General features: G+C 58.7%; 13 protein-coding genes. 4 read left to right on the top strand and 9 right to left on the bottom strand.

The genetic code is table 11. The features are described from left to right. Positions 1-366: 366 nt before the first annotated feature. Positions 367-996 (bottom strand): TetR/AcrR family transcriptional regulator, encoded by a 630-nt coding sequence (locus tag BTIS_RS09095; RefSeq protein WP_094664740.1) that lies wholly within the window; start codon positions 994-996, stop codon positions 367-369. A 485-nt stretch (positions 997-1,481) separates the two neighbouring features. On the opposite strand from BTIS_RS09095, the gene zwf reads away from it, so the two are divergent. Continuing rightward, complete coding sequence (gene zwf, locus BTIS_RS09090; RefSeq protein WP_094664738.1) at positions 1,482-3,008, top strand: glucose-6-phosphate dehydrogenase; 1,527 nt, start codon at positions 1,482-1,484, stop codon at positions 3,006-3,008. Between the two features lie 58 nt (positions 3,009-3,066). Then, positions 3,067-3,981 carry a glucose-6-phosphate dehydrogenase assembly protein OpcA gene (locus BTIS_RS09085; protein WP_094664736.1) on the top strand — a complete coding sequence of 305 codons (915 nt, stop codon included), beginning with the start codon at positions 3,067-3,069 and terminating at the stop codon, positions 3,979-3,981. A 206-nt stretch (positions 3,982-4,187) separates the two neighbouring features. Here the strand turns inward: BTIS_RS09085 and BTIS_RS09080 are convergent, their stop codons facing one another. The 6 genes from BTIS_RS09080 to BTIS_RS09060 all read right to left on the bottom strand — a co-directional run bounded on the left by BTIS_RS09080 (position 4,188) and on the right by BTIS_RS09060 (position 13,865). Beyond that, entirely contained in the window at positions 4,188-4,763 is a 576-nt protein-coding gene (locus tag BTIS_RS09080; RefSeq protein WP_094664734.1) for a DUF3566 domain-containing protein, read from the bottom strand. Positions 4,764-4,983: 220 nt separating this feature from the next. After that, positions 4,984-7,641: a DNA gyrase subunit A gene (gene gyrA, locus BTIS_RS09075; protein WP_245819392.1), complete on the bottom strand. Its 2,658-nt coding sequence runs from the start codon at positions 7,639-7,641 to the stop codon at positions 4,984-4,986. A gap of 271 nt (positions 7,642-7,912) precedes the next feature. Beyond that, positions 7,913-9,988, bottom strand: a complete 2,076-nt coding sequence (gene gyrB / locus BTIS_RS09070; RefSeq protein WP_275542049.1) for a DNA topoisomerase (ATP-hydrolyzing) subunit B — start codon at positions 9,986-9,988, stop codon at positions 7,913-7,915. Positions 9,989-10,342: 354 nt separating this feature from the next. Continuing rightward, complete coding sequence (locus BTIS_RS09065) at positions 10,343-11,566, bottom strand: YncE family protein (protein WP_094664730.1); 1,224 nt, start codon at positions 11,564-11,566, stop codon at positions 10,343-10,345. 381 nt (positions 11,567-11,947) lie between these two features. Continuing rightward, positions 11,948-13,393: a YncE family protein gene (locus BTIS_RS11740; RefSeq protein ID WP_143248925.1), complete on the bottom strand. Its 1,446-nt coding sequence runs from the start codon at positions 13,391-13,393 to the stop codon at positions 11,948-11,950. A 118-nt stretch (positions 13,394-13,511) separates the two neighbouring features. Next, positions 13,512-13,865, bottom strand: coding sequence for a DciA family protein (locus BTIS_RS09060; protein ID WP_143248924.1), 354 nt, complete (start codon positions 13,863-13,865; stop codon positions 13,512-13,514). A gap of 132 nt (positions 13,866-13,997) precedes the next feature. On the opposite strand from BTIS_RS09060, the gene BTIS_RS09055 reads away from it, so the two are divergent. After that, entirely contained in the window at positions 13,998-14,411 is a 414-nt protein-coding gene (locus BTIS_RS09055) for a helix-turn-helix domain-containing protein (protein WP_094664726.1), read from the top strand. Between the two features lie 18 nt (positions 14,412-14,429). Then, positions 14,430-14,990: a PIN domain-containing protein gene (locus BTIS_RS09050; protein ID WP_094664724.1), complete on the top strand. Its 561-nt coding sequence runs from the start codon at positions 14,430-14,432 to the stop codon at positions 14,988-14,990. Positions 14,991-15,047: 57 nt separating this feature from the next. On the opposite strand, the gene BTIS_RS09045 is transcribed toward BTIS_RS09050, so the two are convergent. Together BTIS_RS09045 and recF are read right to left on the bottom strand one after the other, a co-directional pair. Next, positions 15,048-15,563, bottom strand: coding sequence for a DciA family protein (locus BTIS_RS09045; RefSeq protein ID WP_245819391.1), 516 nt, complete (start codon positions 15,561-15,563; stop codon positions 15,048-15,050). Continuing rightward, a complete protein-coding gene (gene recF, locus BTIS_RS09040; protein ID WP_094664722.1) occupies positions 15,560-16,825 on the bottom strand; it encodes a DNA replication/repair protein RecF in 1,266 nt (421 codons plus the stop codon). Before recF ends, BTIS_RS09045 begins: the two co-directional genes overlap by 4 nt. Positions 16,826-16,910: the final 85 nt, after the last annotated feature.

Genomic DNA, 16,910 nt, shown 5'->3' with positions numbered 1-16,910 from the left:
ACTTCACCGTCCGTCCGGCTGTTCGCCCAAGTGATGGTCGATGCACAACATTCGTTATCGACCATCCGTTAGATAACTATACAGTACGACACGCCGACAATGTTCGTCAATTCAGAAAACAAATTAAAGATAATATGTACAAACGTACATAAATCGTTGCATTATGAGCGTTTTTGATCACCACACTCAAACAACCAACATCGCCATATCAATATCTATTAGATATTCAATAAAAACTCACCAGATGGAATCGTATGACACACAATACGACGATGGCCCGGATCATCAACGATCCGGGCCATCGTCACTGTCGCCACTTCAGACGTTCGTCAAGAAACGTTCGTCAAACCGCCGCCAATCGGCGCATCACCGATACGCATCCCACACCGGGGACGGGAACAGTATGCGCTCGAACGCCAGCCACTCGTCGTAATAGTCGATCGGCGGCTCACGCAACCAGCGCAACTGGACGCCATCCATTGCCTCCAGCACCATACGCACGGTCTGCCGCATGTTCTCCCATCCTCCCACCTCCGGAGGGAGCTTCCACGGATACGCGGAATACGTCTTCCACACGCCTGCCTCATGGTTCATGTAGTAGTCATGCAATAGATGCTGCTCATTGAGCGCCTCAGACCCCAGCACCATGAACAGCTGCACCATGGTCCGTCGCGCCGCGTTGTGCCGAACCAGATATCGCAGATAGGCAGGGAAATGCGGAGCTTCGGGGTCACTGCCCGGCAAACCGGATTTCAGAAACTCATCCGGAGTGCCAGACGTGTCGTACACGTCGGTGATCAGCAGGGACAGCAGCCCCTCCTTGTTACCGATGTAATGCAGCAGCCCCGGCTGGCTGATCCCCACCTCGTCAGCGATGTCCTTCAGCGAAATGCCGTTATATCCCCGTTCGCTGATGAGCTTGAGCGCCGCCTGCTCGATCTCCGCCTTGCGCTCCTCGGGCGCCTTGCGGATCTTCTTTTTCCTCGCCTCAACCATGCGCACCAGATTACCGCACGACCCGTGGCCTTTTCGGCCTTTCCGTCTTTGCATCGGCCACTATCTACCGTTCGATAAGTATCCATATGACCGTTCTGACATCCAGCCGACCCACTCCATACGCCTACGGCAATACGGATGTGCCGGCTATGGACTTCATAGCACCTTGGGCTTAGATTCGTAGTATCTTTATGCAATTAGGGATGCCGAATCATCGGCGCATCGGGGGAATGCTGCAAGGCACAGGTATAGCCATGCACCACCGTTATGCATGCGATGAGTCGCCCGCCCGCATTCCATGAGCATGTGCGCCAGCACAACCAAACACGTACAAACAACTGAACATCGAACCAACCGGCCAGCGAATAGTCGTGTCTTGCCCCAAACAACGGCAACGGACCGCACGATCGGCGTGGATTCTGGTACAAACGGAAACCACGTCAGCGCATCCATGCCACGACCATTCGCTTTCAAGGAGGAGAGTCATGCCAGACTTCACCAACCCATTGCGCAACCCGCATGACCTGCGACTGCCACGCATCGCAGGCCCGTGCTCGTTGGTCATCTTCGGTGTGACCGGCGATCTCGCCAAGAAGAAACTGCTGCCCGCGGTCTACGATCTGACCAACCGCGGTCTGCTGCCCGCAGGATTCGCACTGATCGGCTTCGGTCGCCGTGACTGGACCGACGAGCATTTCGCCAAGTATGTGGAGGAGTGCGTACGCGCCCGTTGCCGTACGCCGTTCAACGAGGCGACCTTCGCGCAGCTGGCATCCGGTCTGCGTTTCGTCTCCGGCGCGTTCGACGATTCCGAGGCGTTCACCCGCCTGTCCAACACCGTGTCCGACCTGGACCGCGACCGCGGCACCCGCGGCAATCACGCCTTCTACATGTCCGTGCCACCGAGCGCGTTCCCGGTGGTCTCCCGCCAGCTCGCCGCATCCGGTCTGGCCAAGTCGCCCGAGGGCGCATGGCGTCGCGTGGTCATCGAGAAGCCGTTCGGTCATGATCTGGCCAGCGCGCAGGAGCTCGACCGCGTGGTGTCCGAAGTGTTCGATCCGAATTCCGTGTTCCGCATCGATCACTATCTCGGCAAGGAGACCGTGCAGAACCTGCTCGCCCTGCGCTTCGCGAACATGATGTTCGAGCCGGTGTGGAACGCAAACTACGTCGACCACGTGCAGATCACCATGGCCGAGGACTTCGGCATCGGTTCGCGTGCCGGCTACTTCGACGGCATCGGCATTGCGCGTGACGTGATCCAGAACCACCTGCTGCAGCTGTTCGCGCTCACCGCCATGGAGGAGCCGGTCTCGTTCTCCGCCGCCGACCTGGCCGCCGAGAAGACCAAGGTGCTTTCCGCCGTGCGCCTGCCGAAGGACCTGAGCCATCACACCGCGCGAGGCCAGTACTCAGGCGGCTGGCAGGGCTCCGAAAAGGTCGTCGGCTATCTCGAGGAGCGCGGCGTGGACCCTAAGTCCACCACCGAAACGTATGCGGCCGTTCGTCTGGACGTCGACACCCGCCGTTGGGCCGGCGTGCCGTTCTACCTTCGTACCGGCAAGCGTCTGGGCAAGCGCGTGTCCGAGATCGCCGTGATGTTCAAACGCGCGCCGCACCTGCCGTTCGAAACCACCGCCACCCGTGAACTCGGCTCGAACGCGGTGGTGATCCGTGTGCAGCCCGACGAGGGCGTGACGCTCCGCTTCGGTGCCAAGGTGCCGGGCACCGCCATGGAAGTGCGCGACGTGAACATGGACTTCAGCTACGGCAGCTCCTTCACCGAGTCGTCGCCGGAGGCCTACGAACGTCTGATCCTGGACGTGCTGCTTGGCGATCCGCCGCTGTTCCCGACCACCAAGGAAGTGGATCTCAGCTGGCAGATCCTCGACCCGATCGAAGAGTACTGGGCCACGCTCGGTCAGCCGCAGCAGTACCGCGCCGGCACGTGGGGCCCCGCGGAGGCCGACGAGATGCTCGCCGCCGACGGTCGCGCCTGGCGACTGCCGTGATCAGCGGAACCGCGAAAACGACCAAACAGGCGCATGAGAACGAAACGAGGAGCGAACAATGATCGTTGAACTGCCGAACAGCACCACGGCCGAGATCTCGCGTCGTATCGATCAGCTGCACAAGGAACGCGGCGAGTCCGCGCAGAGCCGTGTGCTCACCCTGCTGATCTCCACCGACGAGGAGCATCTGGAAGAGGTCGTGGAGACCGCCAACACCGCCAGCCGTGAGCATCCGTGCCGCGTGATCGCACTGGTCGCGCATCCGGAGATCACCGAGTCCCGTCTTGACGCGCAGGTGCGCTTCGGTGCCGACGCCGGCGCCGGCGAGGTGATCGTGCTGCGTCCGACGAACGGCCTGACCCGTCATCTTGACACCCTGGTAATTCCGCTGCTGGTCCCCGATTCGCCGATCGTGGCATGGTGGCCGTCCAAGGCACCGGAGAATCTGGCCGAGGATCCTATCGGCCGCATGGCCACGAGCCGTGTCACCGACGCGATGGAGTCGCCGAATCCGGAGGCGCTGTTCACCGCGCTGCGTGCCAACTGGTCGCCGCGCGATACCGATATGTCGTGGACCAGCCTGACCGTGTGGCGCGGCGTTCTGGCCTCCATGCTTGATCAGCCGCCGTATCTGCCCGTCGAGTCCGTGGTGGTCCGCGGCGGTAATCGCCTGTGTGTGGACCTTCTGGCGTCCTGGCTGGCCGTGGCGCTGCAGGCGCCGACCCGCATCGAGCGCACGGAGGAGGACACGCTGATGGGTGTGTACTTCCATCGTGAGGATGGCATCACCAGCCTTGAGCGCGGCGAGAAGACCACGGCGATCATCAGCCAGCCGGGACAGGCCGAACAGCGCATCTCCCTGCCGCGTCGTTCGATGGTCGAATGCCTGAGTGAGGAACTGCGTCGACTTGATCCCGACGAGGAATACGCCGAGGTCATCACCAAGGGCTGGCGCATGGTCGACCACTACTGATCTACTGATCTATCACGTGTGATCTCTCACGTTAGTGTGATCACACTAACGTGAGTGGTTCGTGTGTGCGTGGTTAGTGTGATCACACTAATGACGTGCGCACGAACCACTCGCGAATGATATGGATCTACGGATATGAAGAGGGGCTCTTCCTATTGGAAGAGCCCCTCTTGTCGTTGTCGTCAGTCGTGACGTACCGTCGTCGATCAGTCGTCGCCAAGTGTGAGATGCACGCCGCCGACGAGCGAACTCACCACGTTGTACAGGAACGCACCGATGGTGGCGAGTACGGTGACCAATACGATTTCGAAGATCGAGAAGATCGTCACGGCACTCAGCACCTTGCCGATGCCAAAGAAGCTGGCGATGTCGAGACCACCGCTGTCAAGACCGGTGGTGGAAACGATCTGCGTGATGTTGTCGAACAGACCGATGGAGTTGAGCAACAGCCAGATCAGCGCGACGGCGATCACCTGGATCAGGGCGCCGGCAATGGACAGCAGGAACGACACCTTGGTGACCGACCACGGATCGACCTTGGTGAGGGACAGCTTCATGCGACGGGCGCGGGGAACGCTGGACTTGCGCTCGGACTTGGCCGGACGGCTCGCAGGCTTGAATGCCGCGGGAGCGGGTTCGACGACGCCCTCATGCTCGGCTGCCTGCTCCTCGCTGATCAGCGGCTTGGGGGAGGATGCCGCGGAACGGGACGTACGATGCCCCGGCTGCACCGGCTGAGCCTCGGCCGCGTTCTCCTGCGGCACTGACTGTTCGTCGCTCATTGAATCTCCTTCAACAATTCAGGAATCGCACCGTCACAACGCTTGATCGATGCTGTATCGATGCTGTCTGCTGCCCCGAGGTTACCAGCCTTTTGGGACGTGGAATCCGGGACGCTCATGTTTTATTGCGGTTTTATCACGGTGAGGGTTGTCGCAACGAAATCGTGGGCTTCCTCCTGCAGATGACCATCATGCGGAGGAAGCCCACGGAATTCGTCGATCAGTCCTCGGGCTGAGACTGCTCAGGCTGAGACTCGGGCTGAGACTGCGGCACCGCAGTCTCGGTGCCCTCCGTCTCGTCCTCGTCCTTCTCCTCGTTGCGCGCGATGGAGATGATCTCGTCGCCCTTGTCGGGCTTGGCGAGGGTCACGCCCTGCGTATTGCGGCCAGTGCGCTTCACCTCGGCCACATCGGAACGGATCACCTTGCCGGACTTCATGATGGCCATGATCTGATCGTCCTCGGCGACCACAACCGCGCCCACGAGCGAACCGCGGCCCTCGGCCAGCTGCATGGCCTTCACGCCGAAGCCGTTACGACCCTGCAGACGGTATTCACTGATCGCGGTGCGCTTGGCGAAACCCTCGTCGGTCACCACGAGCAGGTCCTTGTCGGTGTCGCCGGACACCACGTCCATGGCGAGCAGACTGTCGCCGTCACGGAACTTCATGCCCTGCACGCCGGCGGTCTGACGACCCATGGGTCGCAGCTGCTCGTCGTCGGCCTTGAACTTGAGGCTCATGCCCTTGCGGGAGACGAGGATGATGTCGTCGGTCGCATTGCACAGGTTGGCGCCCACGAGTTCGTCGGTTTCGATCGTGCCGTCCTCGTTCTCGCTTTCCATCAGACGGATGGCGATCAGACCGCCCTGACGCGGCGAATCGTAGTCCGCCAGACGGGTCTTCTTCACCTTGCCGCTGCGCGTGGCGAGCACCAGGTAGTCGGCCACTTCGTAGTTCGGGATGGACAGCACCTGCTGGATCTTCTCGTCGGGTGCGAGCTGCAGCAGGTTGGCCACATGCGATCCCTTGGAGTCGCGCGAGCCCTCCGGCACCTCATAGCCCTTGATGCGGTACACGCGGCCGGCGTTCGTGAAGAACAGCAGCCAGTTGTGTGTGCTGGTGAGGAAGAAGTGGTCCACCACGTCGTTCTCGCGCAGCTTGGCACCCTTGATGCCCTTGCCGCCGCGATGCTGGGCGCGGTATTCGTCGGCCTTGGTGCGCTTGATGTAGCCGGAGTGCGTGACCGTGACGACCACGTTCTCCTCGGCGATCAGGTCCTCCATGTTCACCTCGCCGCTGAACGGGAGGATCTTGGTACGACGTTCGTCACCGTACTTGTCGACGATCTCGTCGAGCTCGTCGCCCACGATCTGACGCTGACGTTCCGGCTTGGCGAGAATGTCGTTGTAATCGGCGATCTTGCGCATGAGTTCCTCATGCTCGTCGATGATCTTCTGCGCCTCCATGTTGGCCAGTCGGATCAGCTGCATGGACAGGATCGCGTCGGCCTGCACCTGATCGATGTCGAGGAACTCCATCAGCTTCGGACGGGCATCCTCACGGCCCTGGCTGGAACGGATGAGTCGGATGACCTCCTCGATCGCGTCGAGCGCCTTGAGCAGACCCTGCAGGATGTGATCGCGCTCCTCGGCCTCACGCTTGAGATAGCGGGTACGGCGTTCGATCACTTCGAGCTGGTGACTCACCCAGTGGCGGATGAACGCGTCAAGCGAGAGCGTACGCGGCACGCCGTCGACCAGCGCGAGCATGTTCGCGCCGAACGTCTGCTGCAGCTGCGAGTGCTTGTACAGGTTGTTGAGCACGACCTTCGGCACGGCGTCGCGCTTGAGCACGAGCACGAGTCGCTGACCGGTACGGCCGGACGTCTCGTCGCGCATGTCGGCGATGCCCTGGATCTTGCCATCGCGCACACCTTCGCGGATGGACGCGGCCAGACGATCCGGGTTCACCTGATACGGCAGCTCGGTGACCACCAGGCACATGCGGCCCTTGATCTCCTCGGTGTTCACCACGGCACGCATGGTGATCAGACCACGGCCGGTGCGGTACGCCTGCTCGATGCCCTTATGGCCGAGGATCGTGGCGCCGGTGGGGAAGTCCGGTCCTTTGATGATGCCGATGAGCGCGTTGAGCAGCTCCTCGCGGGTGGCTTCGGGATGGTCGAGCGTCCAGTGCACGGCCTCGCCCAGTTCGCGCATGTTGTGCGGCGGGATATTGGTGGCCATACCGACGGCGATGCCGGACGATCCGTTGGCGAGCAGGTTCGGGAATCGTGCGGGCAGCACGGTCGGCTCCTGCGTACGACCGTCGTAGTTGGGAACGAAGTCCACGGTGTCCTTGTCGATGTCGCGCACCATCTCCATGGCGAGCGGCATCATGCGGCACTCCGTGTAACGCATTGCAGCGGGCGGATCGTCACCGGCCGAACCGAAGTTTCCCTGTCCATCGACGAGCGTGTATCGCATGGACCACGGCTGTGCCATGCGCACAAGTGAATCGTAGATAGCGACGTCGCCGTGCGGGTGGTAGTTACCCATGACGTCGGCGACGGGTCGCGCGCACTTGGAGTAGCCGCGATCGGGACGGTAGCCGCCGTCGTACATCGCGTACACGATACGACGATGCACGGGCTTCATACCGTCGCGCACGTCCGGCAGTGCACGTTCCACGATCACGGAGATGGCGTAGTCGAGGTACGACTGACGCATCTCCTGCTGGATGTCGGTGTGCTGGATGCGGTTTTCGTCGAGTTCCAGCTTCTCGCCGGCCTGCGGGCTGGTGGGTTCGAGCGAGTGCTCCGCGCGCTCGTCGTTCTGCTCAGGCTCGTTGCCGTTGCTATTGGTTTCGTCTGCCAATGATGGTTCCTTTGTTATTGGCTCCCTGTGATGGGGGATGTGGTGACTGGGGTGGGGGCGTACTCACGCCTTGGGTCCCACGGTCATTCAGGAGCTTGGTCTTGCCTCGCGCTTCGTAGGAAGCGCGAGGGACGCCGGGCTGAATGTCCACTGGACATTCAGCTTTTCCCGGCGTCTACGTTCGCTTTATCGACGCCCGTCAGGCGTCGATGCAGTGCTGTCTATTCATCTCCGCTCACGCGTCGATGCAGCGCTGTCTGTTCATCTCCGCTCACGCGTCGATGAAACGAACGTCCTTTGCATTGCGCTGGATGAACAGGCGGCGCGGTTCCACGTCGTCGCCCATGAGCATGGAGAATGTCTCGTCGGCGGCGGCCGCGTCTTCGATGTGGATCTGCTTGAGGATGCGGTGCTCGGGGTCCATGGTCGTCTCCCACAGCTCCTGATACGTCATCTCGCCCAGACCCTTGTAACGCTGGATGCCTTCGCCCTTGGGCAGCTGACGTCCCGCGGCCTTGCCTGCGGCGAGCTTGGCGTCACGCTCGGCGTCGGTGTACACGTAGTCGTGATCGCCGCGCGTCCACTTGAGTCGGTAGAGCGGCGGCATGGCCACGTACACGTATCCAGCGGTGATCATCGGGCGCATGTAGCGGAAGAACAGCGTCAGGTTCAGCGTGGCGATGTGCGCGCCGTCGACATCGGCATCGGCCATGATGATGACCTTGTGATAGCGCACCTTGCTCAGGTCGAAGTCCTCGCCGTAGCCGCCGCCCACCGCGGTGATCAGCGATTCGATGGTGTCGGACTTCATGATGCGGTCGATCGACGCACGCTCGGTGTTGAGGATCTTGCCTCGCAGCGGCAGGATGGCCTGCGTCTCCGGGTTGCGTCCCTGGATGGCGGAACCGCCTGCGGAATCACCCTCGACGATGAACAGCTCGCATTCCTCCGGGTTGTTCGACTGGCAGTCCTTGAGCTTGTCCGGCATACCGGCGGTCTCGAAGATGGACTTGCGTCGCGTGGATTCGCGGGCCTTCTTGGCGGCGATGCGGGCGCGGGATGCCTCGATGCCCTTCTGGATGATCATCTTGGCGCCGGCGGGATTGGCATCGAACCAGTCGCCGAGCTTGTCGGTCATCACACGCTGCACGAACGCCTTGGCCTCGGAGTTGCCGAGCTTGGTCTTGGTCTGGCCTTCGAACTGCGGGGTGGTGAGCTTCACGGACACCACGGCGGTCAGTCCTTCACGCACGTCGTCGCCGGACAGGTTCTCGTCCTTGTCCTTGAGGATGTTCTTCTCGCGGGCGTAGCGATTCACCAGCGTGGTGAGCGCGGCGCGGAAGCCTTCCTCGTGGGTGCCGCCTTCGGTGGTGGAGATGGTGTTCGCGAAGGTGTGCACGGATTCGGAGTAGGCGCTCGTCCACTGCATGGCGATTTCGGCGGAGATGCCGAGCTTCAGGTCCTCCGCGGCGAAGTCGATCACGTCGTCGACCACAGGCGTGGCCTTCTTCGACTTGACCATGTACTCCACGTAGTCCTTGATGCCGTTGACATACTGGTAGGTCACGCTCTGGTGACGTTCCTCGGCCGGGGTGTCGGAGTCCTCGCCGGTCACTTCGTCACCGGCCTGGTCCACGGTGCGCAGATCGGTGAGCGAGATCTTCAGACCCTTGTTGAGGAAGGCCATCTGCTGGAAGCGGGAACGCAGCGTCTCGAAGTCGTATTCGGTCGTTTCGAAGATCGCCGGATCCGCCCAGAACGTCACGGACGTGCCGGTGTGCTCGTCGGGGCCCATGGGAGAGCCCTGCTTGAGTCGTCCCTGCGGCTTCTGGTCGATGTACGTCTGAGCCCAGTGGAAGCCCTGTCGGCGCACTTCCACGTCCACGCGGGTGGACAGTGCGTTGACGACGGAGATGCCCACGCCGTGCAGACCGCCGGAGACCGCGTATCCGCCGCCGCCGAACTTGCCGCCGGCGTGCAGCTTGGTCATCACCGTTTCGACGCCGGAGATGCCTTCGCCGGGAACGATGTCGACCGGGATGCCTCGGCCGTTGTCAACCACGCGGATGCCGTTGTCCGGCAGGATGCTCACTTCGATATGCGTGGCGTAGCCGGCGAGCGCCTCGTCGACTGAGTTGTCGACGATCTCGTACACAAGATGATGCAGTCCTCGCGGTCCGGTGGAGCCGATGTACATACCGGGACGGATGCGTACTGCTTCAAGGCCTTCGAGCACCTTGAGGTCGCTGGCGTCGTAGTGCTGGGGTGCAAGCGAATCGTCGAGCTGTCCGTTCTTGATGTCGGCTTCGCTGATCTCGTCCGCAGCGTCGCCGGCGGGATTGTCAATGTTCTGCGCAGCGTCCGACTGGACGCCGTCGTTGGTTTCTTCGGGCGAATCCTGGGTCTGGTCTGCCACCAACTGTCCTTTCCAACTAGCCCTGACGCACAAGGGCCCATTCTCACGTTTTCCACAGGTTTTGAGGCTTCCCCTAAGGGCACCATGCCCAAAATCTCGAAATATGGGGCCATACGCGCGTTTTACATACTGAGATTAGGGTACTACCATCTCCGGACCCTCGCCCGTATATACCCCAATATCCGCCCACTCTTCACTTCCCACCTCAGCATCCGGACTCACGGGGGAACTCGCCGCCCGGTTAAGCGCAGTCACATCGCATCTTCGACTTCGAAGGGCAGACGCCTATCTCACCGACTTCGACTTTCGCACATAGCGTTCTGCAGCAATGCAGATACAACCAATGATGGCAACACAGCAGCCGACGGCAACAGCTACAGCAGCAGCTCTGCCTTGTGTCCTCACTGAACCGTTCTCCGACTGCGGAGACGCTGAAATCCGGGGACTCTTCGCCGATTCCAAAAACGTGCTCGAATGCACCTTCAACAGGATTCCAGCTTTCATCGGATCGGTATAGTCATTGAGTTGAGTGCCATCGCCTCCGGCTCCGGTGAACAGCAGATAGAGACTTCCATTTGAAGAAAACATCGCTTGGAATTCTTTCTGCGGTGAGTTGTCAGCGGGAAAACTGAAAACTTCGACGGATGATGATTTCTGCTGGTCTGCTGTTGCATCGATACTGACCGATTGAACAAGTAGTTTTACTGCATGTGTCTTCTGGTCCAAGAAGGTGTCGGTGACATAGATCGTGGCTCCATCGGGAGATATGAAATCTCCATGCTGATAACGTGTAGAGTAGGTCGCATCGTCGGTTTTGGTGTCGAGCACTCGAGAGATGCTGTTGTTCTCGGTGAACATCAATGCATTATCCTGACCGGATAGTTCCAGTCCATCGATTTTTTCACCATTTGGTGCTGTATAAATCTGAGATGCCCTGTTCTCTATCGCATTGACCGCAATGATGGATTTTTTATCTCTGGACAACACATATATTGTTTTCCGATCCTTTGTAATCTCAGGTCTTGATGAGGCTACGTCAAATGACAGATCGCTAATTGAGCCATCTGCAGTGTTTATCGATATCAGTTTGCCCTGGTTGATCTCTCCGGGATCAGTATCCAATGAGGCAAAGTAGTGACTGGAATCAGGGGATACTGCGTATCCTTTCACGCCCCCTATGCTGTGAGGATATTCAAGACGATGTTTGGCAATGACGGTTCTCTTCGCTATGTCATATTCCTGCATTTGCCATTGACCTGCACCGTCCGTACCGATAGTAAACAGCCGTGAGCCATCCGAAGACAGGTCGAACATCCCCGTGCCGCTTCCCAAAACGGAGGACAGATCTTGCACTTCAAATGTTCTGGTGTCGATCGCGACAATACGGAGCGCTGCATCATCCGAGCATAAAGTGAACATGGTGTTCCCGTCCGAGGTGAAAACGGGCGGCTGAATGCGTATATAGGAATTATTATCTGCAGGTGTGTGAATAATATGACGAATGGACATGTCCTCGGTATTAATCGCGCAAATGGTACTTCCTCGCGTGAACACATATGCGGTTTTTCCATCTGGGCTGAGCGTGAGATTGATGGAATCCGAGCTCAGGCAGGATGGATCATGAATGGATAGCGTTTTCTGAGTTGCGACTTGAGTCTGGGGGGGGTCGAAGCGTTTACCGGAAGGGCGGGCGCGATGCCGAGGATGACTGCCATAAGCATCATCATCACATATATAAGGATGCGAATCCCGCGTTTATCATTGATCATCGCGTCCACCTTTCGTGAACCGGCATGCCATCACTATCGAATACTATCAACGTCGATAGTTACTACAATACCCCCCCCACATCAGAAGCATTTCGTAATATAAAAAAGATGTACATAAGCATTACCGTCTGATATTGGTTCTACGTAAATGACGGTACACAGTTATGCTCGCACAGCCGAAGATGACGATCGCGATAGTCGTCACAATGGCAAAGACGGCCGCTCGTCGATCTTCGGAATGGTCGGCAACGACAACTTCAGGCGGTGTCGTTGCCGACGCCGGCATGCGAACGGCCATCAGATATCCTGGCTCATTCGCATCTGCATAACCGGCATGGGTTACTGCATGATCGCTGACGAATACCTGATAAATAGTTTTTCCGTCAGAGGAAATCTCATATGATCCTAATTGATATTGCTGTGGATATTGAGGATGATGAGGAACAGTCACCGACTGTACTGTCGGTTGTGAATTCGTGGATAAAATCATGGTTTTTATTGTGTAAGCTTGCTCATCATCCGGTAGGGAAACCCCATATGCAAAATCTCCTTTCTTGCTTAACGCAGTTAGGTACTCATCTGTATTGGCTAATGTTGCTGCAGTGACGGTATTGATGATTCTTGTATTTGACTTGATGACGTTTCCACTACCGTCACGAATCGATTCATTGATGAGGAGGTGATTGCCGTCTTTCGAAGCCGACAGATGCGTTACGGAATGTTGTTCCTGTATCAGCGGAGTCACTTTTTTGCTGTCGGTATGTATTGCAACAATATTATCTTTTTCTGGAACAAAGAGGGTGCTATGATCGGAGGTTTCAGCGGAAATAAAATAGCTTCGATCATGTAATTCAGCAACGTCATTGAATGCTCCGGTGGAGGTATCTATGGATTTCAACCATGCAGTGCCCTGTTTGTCGACTTCTTGAATATATAAATTCCTTCCGCTGGGCGAGAGGGATTGTATGACCGGGTTGTGGCCTCGCAAGAGTATGGGTTGCGTACTTGTGCCATCGTCTGTTGTTATAGTACGTAGCTCTGGAATAGTGAAGTCCTCCGGCCACCCCTCGAGCACGACTAGAGTTTTGCCGTCTTGTGAAAGTTTAAAGTGCCCACCCCCAGATAGCGGATATGTGCGAGAAATGGCGAGCGTTGTCGTGTCGATTGCCGCTATGGCCTCATTCCGATCATCGGCCTTATAGAGGCTATATAGGGTTGTCCCGTCAGGGGAAAAGACAGGATGACTCCAATAATCTCCTGCATTAGGGCCGGGGAGGGTTACAATACCTCGGATCTGCATGGCCTGCGTGTCAATAACGCATATGGTATCGCCTGCCCCGCCAATACCGGTGAACACGTAGATGGTTTTCTCATCTGGAGATAATTCCAATTGGTCCGGATAAGAAATAATGCAATTCGGATTTTCCAATACCTGAGCATTCGCGGGGATGGGTGATTTGCTGGACGTTTCCGCAAATGCCAGGGAGGATGGGGAGAAGAATACGAGAATGCTGAGAAGAATGGCAATATATGATTTGCACTTTCTCGCACAGTAGTTTGCGACCATATTCTTCTCCATATAATGCATCCGACCGGAGACACTAGTATTCTACCTCTATCTAAATCAGGTGAAAGAATTTGAGCTCCGGATTCGACTTGTCTTCGATGCAATGTCAACACATTCTTCAGGATCGACCGCGGGGACGCCATTGGCCGGTGAGACGGTCGTTGGAGCCATGACGAACGGTGTCGGCACGGGGGCCGGTAACGACAATACGGTCGATCGGCATGCCCTCCAACCGTGACGCGATCTTCTCCCTGAGCTGCGGAATCATGAGATGTGGACGACAATGGTCACGCACGGCAATGCCTGCGGCACACCGCGTATAGCCTTGAAAACTTCCGTGATCGGCACGGCACCCGGAAGAGCTTCCAGCGTCCTTGTCCGTCATGAACTGGCTGACATCAGGCATGGCGAACATGGCCTCCATACGGTCGGCCGCCTCGCCCACGTCGGTCATAGCCAACTCCAGCGCCATCACACACTTCCCGTAACCGACATCGCAAACCTGACCACCTGGATGAGTCTGTTGGTCAACTCTTACGACCATTACGAACTATTGTCAGTTTTGTCAGGAATTGATAGGATAGTGTCAACGTAAGGAGAAACCATGACTGCCGTACTTGAGATGCCCCAGTCTAAGGGAACGACGATTCCGCGTGGAGACAGAGCTCTTGTCAACGCCGATGGTGACGTTGTGGAGTTGAACGCCGAAGCATACGAGGCCGCGCTGAACGCTGCTCTTGGCGTCATGGGTCAGCGTCGTATGATCACGACTGGCGAGGCTGCGAAACTGCTGAATTGCTCGGCCCGTACAGTGGCACGCATCCTCGATTCCGGCCGACTCCCGTTCACCCGCAACGGTGCCACCGGTCGTCGCATGGTGGATGTGACCGACGTGATGGACTATCAGCGGCGTGAGCGCGAGCGTATGGAGCAGTCCTTGTCATCGATGCGCCGCGCGGCTATGGAGATGGGTCTGTATGACGAAGATGATGCGGCCTACGTTGCCAATTTCGACTGACGCATCGGAGATCGTATCGTGACGAAACTCGTCGTATTGCTTGATGCCAACATCTTCCCGGCGGTCTGGCTGCTGGACATCATGCTCACGCTGGATGAGCGGCAGGTAATCGATGCCGTATGGTCCGAGCGCATACTGGAGGAGGCACGCCGTGCGCTGATCGAACGCCGCGGACGCACGCCGGAACAGGTGGATCGTCTGCTGTCGTTCATTACGCCAATGAATCCCACCCATTGCGTCTATGGCTGGAGCCGCCTTGAATCAGCAATTGAACTGCCGGATCCGGATGACCGGCATGTGCTCGCCGCCGCTCTGGTGGCCGACGCCGATTACATTGTCACCTATAATCTCAAGGACTTCCCGGACGCAGACCTTGCACGATACGCGGTGAAGGCCGTTCATCCCGATGAGTTCCTAAGCGCGATGCTGGAACGTGACCAGGAGAGCATCATGAACGCGATGCATGCTGTCGTTGCCAGCAAAGACAATCCGCCGCGGACTATGAGTGAGGAACTGGAACATCTACGCAGGCTGCGTCTCAATGGGTTCGCCGACGGTATGGAGCAGGTGATTCGATAAGTCGACTGCACCGGCAACGTCGGTGGGACGGGGAGCGCTCTCGAACCATTACCCCTATCAGGATCGCCCGCGGGGACGCCATTGACCGGTGAGACGGTCGTTGGAGCCATGACGAACGGTGTCGGCACGGGGGCCGGTGACGACGATACGGTCGATCGGCATACCCTCCAACCGCGACGCGATCTTCTCCTTAAGCTGCGGAATCATGTACGTGAGCTGCGTGGCCCATACCGGGGACTCCGCACGAATGGTGAGCACGCCACGTTCGTACGAGGCGACGCTCGTATGCCGTGCGATGCCGGCACCCACCACCTGGTCCCAGTGCCGGCCGAGCTGCGCGATCATGAGATGCGGACGCCAATGGTCACGCACGGCAATGCCGGCCAGCACCGATCCAAGTGTGTTCGGGTCGCGGCCGGGCTTACCGAAATTCATCCACGCTTCGTAGGCGCGTTCCTTGCGCTTGGCAATGCCCGCGGCACGCTGCGTATAGCGTTCAAAGATCTCGGATTCCAGACGCCGCGGATCGAGTTTGAGGATCTCCGCGATTGGCGCGGTGCTCGCCACACTCACTGCTCATCGTCCTTGTCCGTCATGAACTGGCTGACATCAGGCACGGCGAACAAGGCCTCCATACGGTCGACCACCTCGCCCACGTCGATCATGGCGACCGGTCCGGCGTCCCCGTTTTCCAAGCCCTCCGGCAGATCGCCACGCGCGGCCATGGTAATGAGCACCTGACTCTGCTTCCCAGCAAAATCAACGATCTGACGACGTCGGGATTCGTCGAGCTGCGCGAATACATCGTCAAGAATCAGGATGGGCGTCGTCCCTCGTTCGGCGGACAGCGTTTCGAATACGGCCATGCGCAGAGCGAGGGCGAGCGTCCACATTTCGCCGTTTGACGCATATTCGCGTGCCGGCATACCGTTGAGTTCCACGATCAGATCGTCACGATGCGGTCCGATCAGATTCCGTCCCTGTGCCACTTCGCCGGGGTAGATGCGCTGGAAGTGCCGGCTGATCGCTGCGTGCACCTGCATGTCAAGATCAGGAGTTGCGGCTGCCTCCGACTCCGGCGACGACGTTTCCTGCATCAGTGCCTGCGGCACGCTGAGCACCTCCTCGAACGAGGGCGCATAGATCATGCGTACCTGATTGCGGTCGCCTGCCAGTTGCCGATAGATACGCGAGAACGGCTCGCTCAGCCGCTCCACCACCTGCCGACGCAGTCGGGTGAGTGCCATGCCCGATTCGATGAACTGTCCAGTCCAGATCTCCAGCCCGCTCAACGCCGCATCCACGGGCCGCCCCGCCATCTGCTGCTGACTGAGCTGACGCAATAGGGTGGACCGCTGTTTGGCGGTCTGATTGAACCGTTGCAGCGTCTCGTAGTAGTCGAAGCGCAGCTGGCTGGCCGCCTGATTGAGGAAGGCACGCCGCGTGGCGGGATCCGCGGAGATCAGGCGCTGATCCTCGGGTGAGAAGGTGACCGACGGAACCTTGCCCACCACGTCGCGCATGTACAGCGATTTGCCGGAGTTGATCCGCGCACGGTTTGCGCCGCGGGCCGGAATCGACACCTCGTACGTGGTGATCGTCCCGTCATCGTCCACGTTCGCACGGATCACGGCGGTCTTCTCACCGGCCTTGACCAGAGGTATCGAGCTCGAAGCTCGGTGACTGCCTCCGGTGGACAGAACCTCGATAGCCTCCACGATGTTCGTCTTGCCCAGGCCATTGGCACCGAACAGCACGTTCAGCCCGGGCGCGAAGTCGAGCATGAGCTGATGCCAGGAACGGTAGTCATCCAACACCAAACGAGAAACGAACATGGGAAATGTTACCTTTTTGCATATTTGGTTGGTTTGATCGGGTGTGATCGAATGTTACATGTCACACTCAATCACACCCGGCGGG

This window comes from Bifidobacterium tissieri (assembly GCF_002259645.1).
Lineage (GTDB): Bacteria > Actinomycetota > Actinomycetes > Actinomycetales > Bifidobacteriaceae > Galliscardovia > Galliscardovia tissieri.
Note: the sequence above shows the minus strand (reverse complement) of the source record. Positions and strands in the feature narration are given on the sequence as shown.